Source organism: Mesorhizobium sp. WSM3859, assembly GCF_002295065.1.
In the GTDB taxonomy this organism is placed as follows: Bacteria; Pseudomonadota; Alphaproteobacteria; order Rhizobiales; family Rhizobiaceae; genus Mesorhizobium.
Window position 1 is genome coordinate 84,173 of sequence record NZ_NSGG01000005.1, and the last position, 16,073, is coordinate 100,245.

General features: G+C 64.9%; 12 protein-coding genes. 8 read left to right on the forward strand and 4 right to left on the reverse strand.

Annotated features, from left to right (window positions below; all coding sequences use genetic code 11):
• Window positions 1-3 precede the first annotated feature (3 nt).
• From xdhA to CK230_RS13000, 4 genes are all read left to right on the forward strand, one after another.
• Entirely contained in the window at window positions 4-1,479 is a 1,476-nt protein-coding gene (xdhA, locus tag CK230_RS12985) for a xanthine dehydrogenase small subunit (protein WP_095817577.1), read from the forward strand.
• Window positions 1,479-3,842 carry a xanthine dehydrogenase molybdopterin binding subunit gene (gene xdhB, locus CK230_RS12990; RefSeq protein WP_095817578.1) on the forward strand — a complete coding sequence of 788 codons (2,364 nt, stop codon included), beginning with the start codon at window positions 1,479-1,481 and terminating at the stop codon, window positions 3,840-3,842. The genes xdhA and xdhB overlap by 1 nt, the downstream gene beginning before the upstream one ends.
• A gap of 62 nt (window positions 3,843-3,904) precedes the next feature.
• On the forward strand, window positions 3,905-4,897 hold the full coding sequence (xdhC, locus tag CK230_RS12995) for a xanthine dehydrogenase accessory protein XdhC (RefSeq protein ID WP_095817857.1): 993 nt from the start codon (window positions 3,905-3,907) through the stop codon (window positions 4,895-4,897).
• Window positions 4,898-5,024: 127 nt separating this feature from the next.
• Window positions 5,025-5,873 (forward strand): PhzF family phenazine biosynthesis protein, encoded by an 849-nt coding sequence (locus tag CK230_RS13000; protein ID WP_095817858.1) that lies wholly within the window; start codon window positions 5,025-5,027, stop codon window positions 5,871-5,873.
• Here CK230_RS13000 and CK230_RS13005 read toward each other — a convergent pair.
• From CK230_RS13005 to CK230_RS13015, 3 genes are all read right to left on the reverse strand, one after another.
• Window positions 5,870-7,120, reverse strand: coding sequence for an LLM class flavin-dependent oxidoreductase (locus tag CK230_RS13005; RefSeq protein ID WP_095817579.1), 1,251 nt, complete (start codon window positions 7,118-7,120; stop codon window positions 5,870-5,872). The genes CK230_RS13000 and CK230_RS13005 overlap by 4 nt on opposite strands.
• Complete coding sequence (locus tag CK230_RS13010) at window positions 7,117-8,082, reverse strand: LLM class flavin-dependent oxidoreductase (RefSeq protein ID WP_095817580.1); 966 nt, start codon at window positions 8,080-8,082, stop codon at window positions 7,117-7,119. Before CK230_RS13010 ends, CK230_RS13005 begins: the two co-directional genes overlap by 4 nt.
• Before the next feature lie 609 nt (window positions 8,083-8,691).
• Window positions 8,692-9,612, reverse strand: coding sequence for a LysR family transcriptional regulator (locus CK230_RS13015; protein ID WP_095817581.1), 921 nt, complete (start codon window positions 9,610-9,612; stop codon window positions 8,692-8,694).
• Window positions 9,613-9,742: 130 nt separating this feature from the next.
• On the opposite strand from CK230_RS13015, the gene CK230_RS13020 reads away from it, so the two are divergent.
• The 4 genes from CK230_RS13020 to CK230_RS13035 all read left to right on the forward strand — a co-directional run bounded on the left by CK230_RS13020 (window position 9,743) and on the right by CK230_RS13035 (window position 14,450).
• Window positions 9,743-10,969, forward strand: a complete 1,227-nt coding sequence (locus tag CK230_RS13020; RefSeq protein ID WP_095817582.1) for a urate hydroxylase PuuD — start codon at window positions 9,743-9,745, stop codon at window positions 10,967-10,969.
• A gap of 2 nt (window positions 10,970-10,971) precedes the next feature.
• Complete coding sequence (guaD, locus tag CK230_RS13025; protein WP_095817583.1) at window positions 10,972-12,285, forward strand: guanine deaminase; 1,314 nt, start codon at window positions 10,972-10,974, stop codon at window positions 12,283-12,285.
• A gap of 217 nt (window positions 12,286-12,502) precedes the next feature.
• Window positions 12,503-13,009 (forward strand): heme-degrading domain-containing protein, encoded by a 507-nt coding sequence (locus tag CK230_RS13030; protein ID WP_095817584.1) that lies wholly within the window; start codon window positions 12,503-12,505, stop codon window positions 13,007-13,009.
• A 175-nt stretch (window positions 13,010-13,184) separates the two neighbouring features.
• A complete protein-coding gene (locus CK230_RS13035) occupies window positions 13,185-14,450 on the forward strand; it encodes a glycerate kinase (RefSeq protein WP_095817585.1) in 1,266 nt (421 codons plus the stop codon).
• Between the two features lie 155 nt (window positions 14,451-14,605).
• On the opposite strand, the gene CK230_RS13040 is transcribed toward CK230_RS13035, so the two are convergent.
• Window positions 14,606-16,072 (reverse strand): UdgX family uracil-DNA binding protein, encoded by a 1,467-nt coding sequence (locus CK230_RS13040; RefSeq protein ID WP_095817586.1) that lies wholly within the window; start codon window positions 16,070-16,072, stop codon window positions 14,606-14,608.
• Window position 16,073: the final 1 nt, after the last annotated feature.

The window sequence follows — 16,073 nt, forward strand, 5'->3', positions numbered from 1 at the left end:
GACATGGCAGGGACCCGTAACGAGATACGCTTCATCCTGAACGGCGCCGACGTGGCCCTGAACGACGTCGCGCCCGATGCGACCCTGCTCGACTGGCTGCGGCTCAACCGTTCGCTGCGCGGCACCAAGGAAGGCTGCGCCGAGGGCGATTGCGGCGCCTGCACGGTGCTGGTCGGCAAGCTTTCCTCTGAAGGTCTCGTCTACGAAAGCGTTAATGCCTGCATCCGTTTCATGGGCTCGCTCGACGGCACCCATGTCGTCACCGTGGAGCATTTGCGCGGCGAGTCCGGTAGGTTACACCCCGTGCAGCAGGCCATGGTCGATTTCCACGGCTCGCAATGCGGCTTCTGCACGCCGGGCTTCGTCATGTCGCTCTACGGGCTCTGGATGAAGACGCCTGATCCGTCCAACGCCGCGATCGAAAAGGCGCTGCAGGGTAATCTCTGCCGCTGCACCGGCTATGAGGCGATCATGCGCGCCGCGCATGCCATTTCGAGCTACGGCAAGGCGGCTAAGGACCCGCTGGCGGTGGAGCGCAAGGACATCACCGCGCGGCTGAAGGCATTGCGCGATGGCGCCAGAGTCGAGATCGGGTCGGGCAAGGCGCGGCTGATCGTGCCGGCCGGCGTCGAGGACTTCGCCGCCGTGCTCGAAAAGGAGCCGGGCGCCACCATCGTTGCCGGCTCGACTGATGTCGGCCTTTGGGTCACCAAGCACATGCGCGACATCTCGCCGGCGATCTTCATCGGCGGTCTCGAGGGTCTGCGCACGATGTCGGAGAAGGATGGAGTGATCACCATCGGCGCCGGTGTCACCTATACCGAGGCTTTCGAGACGCTGTCGAAACACATCCCCGCCCTGGGGCCGCTGGTCGACCGCATCGGCGGTGAGCAGGTGCGCAACATGGGAACGATCGGCGGAAACATCGCCAACGGCTCGCCGATCGGCGACACGCCGCCGCCGCTGATCGCGCTGGGCGCGCGGCTCACCCTGCGCAAGGGCAAGCAGCGCCGCACGATCCCGGTCGAAACCTTCTTCATCGCCTATGGCAAGCAGGATCGGCAACCCGGCGAATTCGTCGAAGCGGTGCATGTTCCGGTGCCGGCGCAGGGCGAAAAATTTGCCGTCTACAAGGTCACCAAACGCCGCGACGAGGACATTACCGCGACGCTTGGGGCTTTCTACCTGACCTTGGCAAAAGACGGCACGGTGGCCGACATCCGCATCGCCTATGGCGGCATGGCGGCGACGCCGAAGCGCGCCACGGCGGTTGAGAAGGCGGTGATCGGAAAGCCCTGGAACGAAGCGACGGTGGAGGCGGCGATGGCCGAATACGCCAGTGAGTTCACGCCGATCACTGACATGCGGGCAAGCGCCGAATATCGGGCGTTGGCGGCGAAGAACCTCCTGCTGCGCTTTTATGTCGAGACGACCGGAACCAAGGCGCCGCTCCAGGTCTCACGCAACGAGGCTGCCTGATGACCAAGCACGTCCCCAACCTCAAGGCCCAGAAGATTTCGGGCGGTGTCGCCAGCGACCAGCGCCATGATTCAGCGCACAAGCATGTCAGCGGCACGGCGGTCTATATCGACGACATGCCGGAGCCGGCCGGCACGCTGCATGGCTGCCTTGGCCTGTCGACCGCGACGCATGCGACGATCACGAACATGGATCTCGCGGCGGTGCGCGCCGCTCCTGGCGTCGTCGATGTGCTGACGGCAAAGGACGTGCCGGGCGAGAACGATATTTCGCCTACCGGCCGCCATGACGAGCCGGTGCTCGCCGACGGCAAGGTCGAATTCTACGGCCAGCCGATCCTCTGCGTCATCGCCGAAACGCGCGAGCAGGCTCGCCGCGCCACCAGGCTGGCCAAAATCGAATACGAGCAGCTGCCCTTCGTCACCGACATCGGCGCGCTCGACCCGCGTAAGGACAAGCTGGTCACGCCGCCGCTCACATTGAGGCGCGGCGACGCTGCGGCGGCGATCAAGGCGGCGCCCCGCAGGCTCAGGGGCAAGATGCGCCTCGGCGGCCAGGAACACTTCTATCTCGAAGGCCATATCGCCATGGCCGTCCCCGGCGAGGACCAGGACGTCACCATCTATTCCTCGACCCAGCATCCGAGCGAAGTCCAGCATATGGTGAGCCATGCGCTGGGCATCCCGAGCAATGCCGTCACGGTGGAAATCCGCCGCATGGGCGGCGGCTTCGGTGGCAAGGAAACGCAGGGCAACCAGTTCGCGGCGCTCGCCGCCATCGCCGCCAAGCGCCATCATCGCGCGGTCAAGATCCGGCCCGACCGCGACGATGACATGACCGCCACCGGCAAGCGCCACGATTTCCTGATCGACTACGAGGTCGGCTTCGACGACGACGGCAACATCCTCGGCGTCGACTTCATGTTCGCCGCGCGCTGCGGCTTTTCGTCGGACCTCTCCGGCCCGGTGACCGACCGCGCGCTGTTCCACTGCGACAACACCTATTTCTGGCCGGCGGTGCACGCCCAGTCGGCGCCGCTTTATACCAACACGGTCTCCAATACCGCCTTCCGTGGCTTCGGCGGCCCGCAAGGCATGGTCGGCGCCGAGCGCGTCATCGATGAGGTGGCCTTTGCCCTCGGCAAGGACCCGCTCGAGATCCGCAAGAAGAATTTCTATGGCGCAAGTGGTGACAAGGAGGGCGACCGCAACGTCACGCCTTATCACCAGACGGTCGAGGACAATGTCATCCAGCGCATCATCGCCGAGCTGGAGGCAAGCTCGAACTACGCGCGGCGCCGGCGCGAGATCAGCGCCTTCAACAACAACAGCCGCTTCATCAAGCGCGGGCTGGCTCTAACCCCGGTCAAATTCGGCATCTCCTTCACCGCCACGCACTACAACCAGGCCGGCGCGCTGGTGCATGTCTACACCGACGGTTCGGTTCATCTGAACCATGGCGGCACCGAGATGGGGCAGGGCCTCTATCTCAAGGTGGCGCAGGTGGTGGCGGAAGAGTTCCAGATCGATCTCGACCAGGTCAAGATCACCGCGACCACCACCGGCAAGGTGCCGAACACCTCGGCCACCGCGGCATCCTCGGGTTCCGACCTCAACGGCATGGCGGCGCAGAACGCCGCTCGGCAGATCAAGGACCGGCTGACCAATTTCGCCTCGGAAAAATACCAGGTGCCGCGCGATCAGGTGCTGTTCCTGCCCAACCGCGTCCGCATCGGCAACCAGGAGATACCGTTCGGCGATCTGGTCAGGCAGGCCTATATGGCCCGCATCCAGCTTTCAGCGGCGGGCTTCTACAAGACGCCGAAGATCCACTGGAACCGCGACAAGGGCGAGGGCCGCCCCTTCTACTACTTCGCCTACGGGGCTTCCTGCTCGGAGGTTTCGGTCGACACGCTGACCGGCGAATATGTCGTCGAGCGCACCGATATCCTGCATGAGATCGGCCGCTCGCTGAACCGCGCCATCGACCTCGGCCAGGTCGAGGGTGGCTTTATCCAAGGCATGGGCTGGCTGACCACCGAGGAATTGTGGTGGGACGACAAGGGCCGGCTGCGCACCCATGCGCCGTCGACCTACAAGATTCCGCTCGCCTCCGACCGGCCGAAAATCTTCAACGTCACGCTGGCCGACTGGTCCGAAGCCTACGAGCCGACCGTGCATCGCTCCAAGGCCGTCGGCGAGCCGCCTTTCCCGCTCGGCATGTCGGTTCTGCATGCCTTGTCGGACGCGGTCGCCAGCGTCGCGGATCACGGAATCTGCCCACGCCTCGATGCGCCGGCGACACCGGAGCGTGTCTTGATGGCGATCGAGAGGCTGAAGCGGGAAGCCGCGAAGCCGGCTTGAATCCGCCTAAACGTGCAAATCGAGGCGCAAAACGCTATATTTCCGGGATGGAAATGCAGACGATGAACCCGAACGTGCAAAGCCTGAAGGCGTTCCTCGGTCGAGCCGACCGGGTAGCACTCGTCGAGGTCGCGGCCACGAAGGGCTCGACGCCGCGCGACGCCGGCGCCTTCATGCTTGTCTCGGCATCGGCCATTTTCGGCACCATCGGCGGCGGACAGCTCGAATATATGGCGATCGACAAGGCGCGGCAGATGCTCTCCCCCCGTGAGGGGGAGATGGCCGCGAAGCGGCCAGAGGGGGTCGCCTCAGAAGGCACCGCAAAGGTACCGAGCGCGGCGCGGGTGACCCCACCCGGCGGCTTCGCCGCCACCCTCCCCTCGAGGGGGAGGGAAACCCGCATCGAGGTCGATGAAGTTTGCGCCACGCTCGACGTTCCGCTCGGGCCGGAGATCGGCCAATGCTGCGGCGGCCGGGTCGAGGTGCTGATCAGGTTGGTCGATAGGACAATCGAAGAAAGGCTGATCGCCAAGGCCGAAGCCGAGGAAGCGCATCTTCCTCACGTCTATCTCTTCGGCGGCGGCCATGTCGGCCAGGCGCTGGCCGCGTCGCTGGCGCTGCTACCCATCCACGTCGTCGTCGTCGAGACCCGATCTGAGGCGTTGCAAGACATGCCCGAAACGGTGGAGACTCGGCTGACGCCGATGCCCGAAGCCGTGGTGCGCGAGGCGCCGGCGGGGTCTGCCTTCGCCATCCTGACCCACGATCATGCTTTGGATTTCCTGATCGTCGCCGAGGCGCTGAAGCGCGACGACACCGCCTATGTCGGCATGATCGGCTCCAGGACCAAGAAAGCAACTTTCCGGAGCTGGTTCCTGAAGTCGGCCGAGGGCAGCGAAGCCGAGTTCAACCGCCTTATCTCGCCAATCGGCGGCAGCGCCGTGAAGGACAAGCGCCCTCCGGTGATCGCCGCGCTTGCCGCCGCCGAGATCATGACGGCGTTGGCGTCGCATGCGTCCGCCGCAAATGCCTTCGAAAAGGCGATGGCCGGCTGACGTTCCGACCGCGTAGAGCCAAGGCGACAGCTATGACTGTCGCTCACAGCTGCTCGTCGCTTTCTTCGTTTCCCAAACCGAGTTGAACCGTGTTTTCTTCGCGCCTGACCAATACGAGGCGAGAGACCTGGACGTTTTGCACATAGCGGCATTTTCGGACGGCAACACCGGCGGAAATCCCGCCGGCGTGGTGATCGGCGAGACCTTCCCGGATGCGGCTGACATGCAGCGCATCGCGGCCGAGGTCGGCTTTTCGGAAACCGCCTTCGCGGCGCCCACCGGCGATGGCTGGCGCGTCCGCTACTTTTCACCGGAATCGGAAGTGCCGTTCTGCGGCCACGCCACTATCGCGCTCGGCGCGGCGCTGGTCAGAAGGCTCGGCAACGGGGCCTTCGCGCTGACCCTCAACCAGGCGAATATCACCGTCGAAGGTTTTTGCGACGGCGCCAACGTCGCTGCCGCGCTGCAGTCGCCGCCGACGCGCAGCCGGCCGGCTTCGTCGGAACTGGCCGGCGAGGCATTGGCGCTGTTCGGCTACCAGCCGGGCGATCTCGATCCGGCCATTCCACCGGCGCTGATTCATGGCGGCGCCGATCATCTCGTGCTGGCGCTGAAGTCCCGCAAGGCGCTGGCTGCGATGGCCTATGACTTGAAGCAAGGCCAGTCATTCATGCGGCGCGAAGGCCTGATCACAATCCTGCTCGCTTATGCCGAGACGCCGCGCCTCTTCCACACGCGCAATCCATTCGCCTCCGGCGGGGTCTATGAAGACCCGGCGACGGGCGCCGCGACCGCGGCCTTTGCCGGCTATCTGCGCGATCTCGGCTGGCCGCATGGCGGCGCCATCGACGTCGTTCAGGGCGAGGACATGGGCATGCGCTCGCGGCTCCATGCAGACATTCCGCCGGCGCCGGGCAGCTCGATCAGGGTATCTGGAACAGCCCGCCTGATGGATGCGCGGGCTGCGGCGGCTTAAACCGGCCGCTTCAGGCCGAGATGGTCGCGCAGCGTGCGGCCTTCATAGTCCTTGCGGAACAGGCCGCGCCGCTGCAATTCCGGCACCACCAGCGTCGCGAAAGCGTCGAGCTCGCCCGGGAACCAGGAGGGCATCACGTTGAATCCGTCCGCCGCGCCGCCTTCGAAGCGCGCCTGCAATTCGTCGGCGATCTCTCCTGCCGTGCCGACGATCCGCCAATGGCCACGCGCGCCAGCAAAGTATCGCGCCAGCTCGCGAATCGAGAGCCCGTCGCGGCGCGCCTGCTCGATGACCAGCGCCTGCCGGGTTTTCATGCCTTCGCTCTCTGGCAGTTCGGGCAGCGGCCCGTCGATCGGGTAGCGCCCGAGATCGGAGATGCTGAGATAGCTGGAAAGCAGCGCCACGCCGACATCGTCGGGGATCAATTCCTGCAGCGCATCATATTTGGCCTGCGCCTCGGCTTTCGTCGCCGCCACGATCGGCGCCACGCCAGGCATGATCTTCACGTCGTCCGGCTGGCGTCCGTAGGCGGCCAAGCGGCTTTTCAGATCATCGTAGAAAGCCTTGGCCTCCTCGAAAGTCTGCGCGGCCGAGAACACGACGTCGGCGGTGCGCGCGGCCAGATCCTTGCCGTCGTCGGAGGCGCCCGCCTGCACCATTACCGGCGCGCCCTGCGGCGAGGGCGGGATGTCGAGCGGATCGCGCACCGAGAAGCTCTCTCCGTTATGCTCGGCGGCGCGTCGGTTCCACAGCCCGGAGACCACGGCGGCGAACTCGCGCGCCCGCGCATAGCGGTCGGCATGCGGTCTCAAGCCCGCTGCTCCGAAATTCGCTGCTTCGATCGGGCTCGCCGAGGTCACCAGGTTCCAGCCGGCCCGCCCGCCGCTCAGATTGTCGAGCGAAGCGAAAGTCCGCGCCAGGCCGTAAGGTTCGTTGTAGCTGGTGGACGCAGTGGAAACCAAGCCGATGCGCTCGGCCTGCGCGGCCAGCGCCGACAGCAGGCTGATAGGCTCGAAGCCGATCGAGCGCGAGGTCTGGCTGGCGATCTGGACATTGGCCTCGCGCAGGCCGGCGGCATCCTCACAGAACACCATGTCGAACTTCGCCGCTTCCGCCGTGCGGGCGAGCGCGATGTAATGATCGATGTCGATGCCGGCCGTGACATGCGCATCCGAATGGCGCCAGGCGGCGATGTGGTGTCCGGTCGCCCACAGGAACAGGCCGAGCTTCATCTGGCGCGCGCTCATTTTGCGCCTCCTGCACCGAGGCCAAGATGTGCGCGCAACGTCGCGCCCTGCTGGCCGCGGCCGGCGAGGCCGTGGCGCTGGAGCTCCGGCAACACCCGGTCGGTAAAGCTCTCAAGCGCCGCGACGTCAGCCGGCAAAACAAAATTGAAGCCGTCACAGCCGCTGGAGCCCAACAAGGCTCGAAGCCTGTCGATGAGCGGCTCGGATTTAATGGCGACCGTAGGCAGCACCTTCAGGGCTTCCGATTTGCGGCCGGCGGCAAGCGCCCGGCGTCTCAAATCGGCGGTCGCAGCATTGGCGGCCTCGCCCGATTGTTCCTCGATCAGGATGACGTCGGCGACGCGGCTCGCGAAGTCGCGGTCGGTCTTGCTTAGGCCGGACATGAGCAGCACAGGCGCGTCCTGCGGCGAGCGCGCGACATTGAGCGGCCCGCGCACCGCGAAGAACTCGCCCTTATGGTCGAGGAAATGCATCCTGTCGGGATCGTGGAACCGCCCGCCCGCCTTGTCGAAAAGCAAGGCGTCCGCGTCCCAGCCACGCCACAAACCGCGCACGATGCCGATATATTCCGCTGCTCGACGTCCAGAATCCTCGTCGGCAAAGCCTTCCGGGCGGCTGAAATTCGCCGCCTCACGCGGATCCTGCCGCAGCGTCGCATTCCAGCCGATGCGGCCGTGGCTGATGATATCCAGCGAAGCAAAACGGCGCGCCAGATTGTAGGGCTGGTGCGCGAGCGTCGAGGCGCCGGCCACGAGGCCGATCTTCTCCGTCACGGTCGCCAGCGCGGCCAGCAGCGTCGTCGCTTCGAACGGGCTGGTCGATGGTCCATCCGCGACGTCGGAAATGATGACCATATCCACACCGGCCGCCTCCGCCTCGCGGACGAACGCACTGATTTGGCCGAAGTCCAGGACGGCCTGTTCGTCGGTCGCGGCGATGTTTAGCGAAATGGCGAGATGCATTGTGCGGTCCTTCGGTCGCCTTGAAAATATGCGGCCGCTTTGGCTAGCAACCTAGGCTCGCCTTCGAGCAAGGCAACGGGATCGAGTAGGCCACCGGCCAGTCACTTGCCGGCCACATGCTTCGGCGACTAGCCGCGAACGCTCCTCGCGGTCGTCATTCTATAGCGGAGCAAGGAGCGAAGTGACGCGGCGCAGACCATAGAATCCATTCCGTGACGTCGAAGCGCCGCCCAACGATGCAGAATTCTGCGCCGCTGCGCCATACGATTAAGGTCGCGGAATGGATCCTCGGGTCTGCGCGTCCGCTTCGCTCCCGCTCCGCCCGTGAATGACGGCGTCACGGAGGCTTCGCCAATCCCTCGGCGATTAGCCTGAACGCCCCTCACGTAGTCATTCTATGGCGGAGCAAGGAGCGAAGCGACGCGGCGCAGACCATATAATCCATTCCGTGACTTCGAAGCGCCGCCCAACGATGCAGAATTCTGCTCCGCTGCACCACACGATCAAGGTCACGGAATGGATCCTCGGGTCTGCGCGCCGCTTCGCGTCGCTTCGCCCGTGGATGACGACGTCACGGAGGCTTCGGCCAATCCCGAGGCAAAGCCACCGCTACTTCCCCGCCAGAATATCCTTGATCAGCCGCTGGCAGCGCTCGGCCATGAAGTCGAGCAGCAGCCGCACTTTCGGGTCCTGCAGCTTCTTGTGCGGATAGACGGCGGCGAACTGCACCGGTGTCGGCGGCGTCTGGGGCAGGATCACCTTCAGCCGGCGGTCGCGGATGAAGGGTTCCACCTCGAAGCGCGGCTTGTTGATGATGCCGCGCCCCGAAAGCGCCCAGCCGGTCAGCACGTCGCCATCATCGGTGTCGTAAGGGCCGTGCACCTCGAACTTCTGCTGGCCGTTCGGCGTCTGCAGCGTCCAGACATATTCGCGCGCGCCGGCATAGCGCAGCATCAGGCAGTCGTGCTTCCTGCCGATCAACTCCTGCGGCTCGGCCGGTTCGCCGCGCGCTTCCAGATATTTCGGCGCCGCCACCAGCACGCGCTCGCATTCCATGATGCCGCGCATCCTGAGGCTCGAATCCTCGATGATGCCGAGCCGGAAGGCGACGTCGATGCCTTCCTTCATGATATCGACATTGTGGTCGGAGAGCCTGAGCCGCACCTCGATATCTGGATATTTGTCGTGGAAATCCGGGATGCCTGAGGCAATCAGCCGCCGTCCGAGGCCGAGCGGCGCCGTAACCCTGATGGTCCCGCGCGGCTGGCCGGAAAGTGCGGCGACCGCCGCTTCCGCCTCGGTGATGGCGTCCAGCACCTGCTTGGCGCCGGTGTAGAACACAGTGCCGTGCTCGGTAGGCATCAACTGCCTTGTCGTGCGATTGAACAGCCTGACGCCGAGGTGCTTCTCCAGTTCCTTGATACGGTTGGACGCAACCGCAGGCGAAATGCGCATGTCGCGCCCCGCCGCCGACAGATTGCCGAGCTCGACGACACGGACGAAGACGGCGATGTTGTCGAGATAGGCCATGCGTGGCTCTCATGCGGCTGTGTGGGCACCCTAGTATTTTTTATTTTTTTTTGAAAGTCATCGCGCACCTCGCCTCTTTTCGTTTGCGCGCCACACCGTAAAGTCGCTTCATCGGCAGGGACGATCATCAATGATGGATTTCGCGATTTTCTGGGACTGGCTGAGTTTTGCCGTCCGCTGGCTGCATGTCATCACCGGCATCGCCTGGATCGGCTCGTCCTTCTATTTCGTCGCGCTTGATCTTGGCCTGCGGCAGCGTCCGGGCCTGCCCGCCGGCGCCTTTGGCGAAGAGTGGCAGGTGCATGGCGGCGGCTTCTACCACATCCAGAAATATCTGGTGGCCCCGGCCGAGATGCCGGAACACCTCACCTGGTTCAAATGGGAATCCTACGCCACCTGGCTGTCGGGCTTCGCCATGCTCTGCGTGGTCTATTATGCCGGCGCCGATCTGTTCCTGATCGATCCCAACGTGCTCAACATCTCGGCGCCGGTCGGCATCCTCTTGTCGATGGCCACCATCGGCGTCGGCTGGATCGTCTACGACCTGCTCTGCCGCTCGCCGCTCGGCAAAAGCGACACCGGGCTGATGCTGGTGCTTTACTGCGTGCTGGTGTTCATCGCCTGGGGGCTCACCCATCTCTTCACCGGCCGCGCCGCCTTCCTGCATCTCGGCGCCATCACCGCCACGATCATGTCGGCCAATGTCTTCATGGTCATAATCCCCAACCAGAAGATCGTCGTCGCCGACCTGATCGCCGGCCGCAAACCGGATCCGAAATACGGTAAGATCGCCAAGCAGCGCTCGCTGCACAACAACTACCTGACCTTGCCGGTCCTGTTCCTGATGCTGTCGAACCACTACCCGCTGGCCTTTGGGACCGAGTTCAACTGGGTCATCGCCTCGCTGGTCTTCATCATCGGCGTGCTGATCCGGCACTATTTCAACACGGTGCACGCGCGCAAAGGCAACCCGACCTGGACCTGGCTGGGCGCCGCCGTGCTGTTCATGATCATCATCTGGCTGTCGACCGTGCCGAAAGTGCTGACCGGCGAGCCGAAGACCTCGGCCGCCTCCGCCGCCGCCCAGGTCTATATCGCTTCGGCGCATTTCCCGGCCGTGCGCGACACTGTGCTCGGCCGCTGCTCCATGTGCCACACGGAAGAGCCTGTCTATGAAGGCATCTACCATGCGCCGAAGGGCGTGCTGCTCGACACCGACGAGCGCATCGCCGAGCACGCCCGCGAGATCTATATCCAGGCCGGCCGGGCGCATGCCATGCCGCCCGCCAACGTCACCCAGATCACCGACCAGGAAAGGGCCCTTCTGGTCGCCTGGTTCGAAGGCGCCGGAAAGTGAGCATGACCTCGAAAATTTTGCGCGGCCGCACGCTCTCTTTCCTGCGCTGGCCCGAAACGATCGACGACCATTCCGCCTGGCGCTACGAGGAGGATGGCGCCCTGCTGATCGACAGCGGCAGGATCGTTGCCGCCGGCTCCTATGCCGAGGTCGCGAAGAAGGCGGGCGCCGGCGTCGAGACGATCGACCATCGTCCGCATCTGATCCTGCCGGGTTTCCTCGATGCGCATGTGCATGTGCCGCAGATGCAGATCATCGCCTCCTATGGCGCCGAATTGCTCGACTGGCTGAACAAATACACCTTTCCCGAAGAGTCGAAATTCCAGAACGCGCAGCATGGCCGCCGCATCGCGCGGTTGTTCCTCGACGAGATGCTGCGGCACGGCACGACCACGGTCGCCGCCTATTGCTCGGTGCACAAATCGTCCGCCGAAGCCTTCTTCGTCGAGTCGCATGAGCGCAACATGCTCAACATCGCCGGCAAGGTGATGATGGACCGCAACGCGCCGGACGGCGTGCTCGACACGCCCCAGACCGGCTATGACGATAGCAAGGCGCTGATCGCCGAATGGCACGGCAAGGGCCGCCAGCTCTATGCCATCACGCCGCGCTTCGCCATCACCTCGACGCCCGAGCAGATGGAGATGGCCGGCGCGCTGTGCCGCGAATATCCCGATCTCCACATGCAAACGCATCTGTCGGAAAACCACGCCGAGATCGCCTTCACCCAGGAGCTTTACCCCTGGTCGCGCGACTACACCGACGTCTATGAGCATTACGGCTTGCTTGGCAGAAAGAGCCTGTTCGGCCACTGCATCCATCTGTCGGAACGCGAGGCGGATGCGCTGTCGCAGTCGGGCTCGGTCGCGGTGTTCTGCCCGACCTCCAATCTTTTCCTCGGATCCGGCTTGTTCGACTACCAGCGCTATCGCCGGCGCGAGAATCCGCTCCGGATCGCGGCCGCCACCGATGTCGGCGGCGGCACCAATTATTCCATGCTGCGCACCATGGACGAGGGCTACAAGGTGATCGCGCTGAACGGCGAGAAGCTCAACCCGTTCCAGTCCTTCTGGCAGCTGACGCGCGGCAATGCCGAGGCGCTGTCGGTGGCCGACAAGGTCGGCACGCTGGAGGAAGGCACCGATGCCGACATCGTCGTGCTCGACGCCCACACCACGCCCGGAATGCGGCTCAGGATGGAGACGGTGGAAACGTTGGCCGAGGAACTTTTCCTGCTGCAGACGCTCGGCGACGACCGCGCCGTGCGCGAGGTCTATGTGGCGGGCCGGCCGGCGAAGAGCGCGATCGTGGGGTGACCCCTCACCCGGATCGCCAACCGAATTGCGAAGGGCAATTCGGGGCAATCCGACCTCTCCCCGAGAAGAGAGGAGATGGCTGGCGCCGACGTCGGCCTCTTCTCCCCACCGGGGAGAAGGTGGCCGCGAAACGGCCGGATGAGGGGGCGTCCGCGACGGATGCTTGACCAGACAGGGCTTGTCGTACAAACGACGGTGGGATTTCGGAGAAAGAGACATGGCCACCGCCGACGACATCGCTCTGATCAAGAAACAGGAAGCCACGCTGGTCTTCCCGGCCTTCGATGAGGCCGTCGCCTTCAAGATCGGTTCCGCCATCCGGGATCGGGCGCTGAAGGAAGACCTGCCGATCATCGTCGACATCAGGACCTTCGACCGGCCGCTCTTCTATGCTGCCATGCCGGGTTCCAACGCCTCCAATCCCGATTGGGCGCGGCGCAAGATCAATGTCGTGAGGCGGTATCTCGGAAGCACCTATCGCCTTGTGCTGGAGCAGCAGCGGCCCGACCGCACCTTCAAGGTCGGCGAAGCGCTGGATATTGCCGATTATGTGCTGGCCGGGGGCGGCTTCCCGGTCACTGTGAAGGGCGCCGGCGTCATCGGGGTCATCGCCGTGTCGGGCCTGCCGGAGCGCCAGGATCATGGCGTAGTCGTCGATGCGCTGTGCGCCCATCTCGGCGCTAATCGAAAACAGTTGGCGCTGCCGCTGGAAGACAAATCGTGATGCCGGCGCTGCCCCTCATCCGCCTGCCGGCACCTTCTCCCCGCATAGAGACGGGGAGAAGGGAAGCGCGCCGACGCCGGCGACCCCCTCTCCCCGTCTCTATACGGGGAGAGGGTAAGGGTGAGGGGCAGCGCCGACGTCCGCTCAGTTCAAAAACCGCCGATGGCGGTCAAGGATGAACGTGCTCGACCCCAAGTCCTTCCTCACCTCGATCTTCAACGCCGCCGTCGCCGCCGCCGATCCGGAAAAGACGATCCGCAATCATTTGCCGGCGAAGCCCAAGGGCCACACCATCGTCATCGGCGCCGGCAAGGGCTCGGCCCAGATGGCCGCCGCCTTCGAGAAGGTCTGGGATGGTCCCGTCGATGGCCTTGTCGTCACGCGCTACGGCTATGGCGCCAGATGCGAGCGCATCGAGATCATCGAGGCGGCGCACCCGGTGCCGGATGCCGCCGGCCTCGAAGCCTCGCGCCGGCTGCTCGAGAAGGTGCGCGGCCTGACTGCGGACGATCTGGTGGTCGCGCTGATTTCCGGCGGCGGCTCGGCCCTGCTGCCGTCCCCCGCTCCGAGCCTTACCTTGGCCGACGAGATCGCCGTCAACGAGGCGCTGCTTGCCTCCGGCGCGCCGATCGCGGCGATGAACACCATCCGCAAGCATGTCTCGACCATCAAGGGCGGACGCCTGGCTGCCGCGGCGCACCCGGCGCGCGTGGTGTCGCTGGTCGTTTCCGATATCCCGGGCGACAATCCGGCGCTGGTTGCCTCGGGGCCGACCGTTCCCGACACCGGCAGCCGCGCGGACGCGCTGGCCTCGATCGCCGCCTATGGCATGAAACTGCCGGCCTCGGTCATGGCGTATATCCAGTCGCCGGCCGCAGACGCGCCGCGTCCCGACGATCCGCGCTTTGATGGCAATGAGGTTCAGCTGACCGCCTCGGCCGGTGTGTCGCTGGAGGCTGCGGCCGCCGAAGCAAAGCGGCAAGGCATCGAGGCGGTCATCCTGTCGGACGCGATCGAGGGCGAGGCCCGCGAGGTCGGCGGCGTCCACGCCGCGATCGCGCGCGAAGTGACGACGCGCAACCGCCCCTTCAAGAAGCCCGTGCTGATCCTGTCGGGCGGCGAGACCACGGTTACGCTGCGGGCCAAGGGCAAGGGCGGCCGCAATTCCGAATTCCTGCTCGCCTTCGCCATCGGCATCGATGGCGTAAACGGGGTCCACGCCCTAGCAGCCGATACCGACGGCATCGACGGTTCGGAAAACAACGCCGGCGCCTTTGCCGATGGCTCGACCGTGGCGCGCATGCGCGCGGCAGGCGTCGACGCCAAGGCAATGCTCGCCGGCAACAACGCCTGGACGGCCTTCAATGCAGTCGACGACCTTTTCGTGCCGGGGCCGACCGGCACGAATGTGAATGATCTGAGGGCGATCCTGGTTAGGTAGGCTTGGCTCGGCCGGGCAGTGTTGAGATTCAGGTTAGGCCGAGTCGAAAATGGTGGGTTCCGAGAACCGGAGCGGAGCGTACTTTTCGTACGTGAGCACCGGAAGCGCAGGAAGCCGCCCTTTGCAGGCCGGCCTCACCTGAAGATCAATACTGCCTAAGCAGCCATCAACTGCTTGACCTTCCGCATGTCCTTTAAAAACCGCTCCCGCTCGGCCTCCTTGTCCTCCGGCTCACGGATGCGCAGGATAAAGGACGGGTGGATGGTGAGGAACACGCGCAACCCATCCTCGCGCTGGACCACGTCGCCGCGCATCTTGGTGATCGGCACCGCCTTGCCGAGCAGCGACTGCGCGGCCGTCGCGCCCAGCGCCACCACGAGGTTCGGCTTGATCAGGTCGAGCTCCTTGTCCAGCCACCAGCGGCAGGCCTGGATCTCGCCGGCACTGGGCTTCGAGTGGATACGCCTTTTGCCGCGCGGCTCGAATTTAAAGTGTTTCACCGCATTGGTCACATAGACCTTGCGGCGGTCGATTTCGGCGTCGTCCAGTATGCTGTCGAACACCTTACCCGCCGGGCCTACGAACGGCTTGCCGGCCAGATCCTCCTGGTCGCCGGGCTGCTCGCCGACGAAGATCACGTCGGCGTTCTCCGGTCCCTCGCCGAAGACGGTCTGCGTCGCATCGCGCCAGAGCGGGCAGCGGCGGCAGCCTTTGGCCTCCTCGCGCAACTCCGGAATGTCGTCGGCCTCAGGCGCCACAACATCGGACGGCTCGGGCGTAGGCCAGTGCTTGGCCTTCACCTTGGCATGGTGCGGTGCTGGGCTGGTTGGCATCCGGTCGATCATATCTGACGCGGCTCTGTCCGCTCCTGCTATCAAATCTGGAATGAGCGAGGCCTCGGGAAGGTTCCGCCAATATTTCTTCGGCATCTCCTTCTGCATCGCCTTCACCTTGAGGCGGGCCGGGTTGAAGATGTTTTCGAAATAGGTCCGCCACAGCGCCTCGGCATCGTCTTCCGCCGGCGCGTCGCGCTTGGCCGCACCTGGGCCGATCGCCAGCCGCTCGCCGTCCCAGTCGGCCGAGGCATGCGGGGTCAGGATCGTCCAGCGCATGCCGGTGAATCGGCGCACGAAGAAATCGGCATTGCGCTCGACGATGAAATGGTCGGGCTCGAACCACGCGACATAGCGCTCGTCCGCGCCTTCGCGGATTTTTCGGAAGCGCACGAAGGCGCGCATCTTGTGGATGTCGCGGTGCACCGCCTTCTCCATCGCCTCCAGCCGCCGGATATCGGGATCGGTCGCGATCGAAAGCAGCTTCGGCTCCGAACGCAACCGCCAAAGCAGCCGGTAAAGAAAGCCGAAGCGGTCGGGATCACAATGGCAGATGACCGTCTCGGCCCGCTCGATGAAGTCGCGCGGCACCACCAGCCGCGCATCGGCTTGCGCAGCCGGCAAATCGCTCGCGCCATCTTCGCGATCCGGCTCGACCTGCCACGCGACATCTCCCGGCGGAATATCATTCGTCGCCAGCCGGCGCGCGGCAACGCGCCAGCCGGCAAAATCGGTCTGGCTTTCGAGCCGGACGAGATGGGCGGCGAGGTTGAGCTGGGTTCTTGCCATG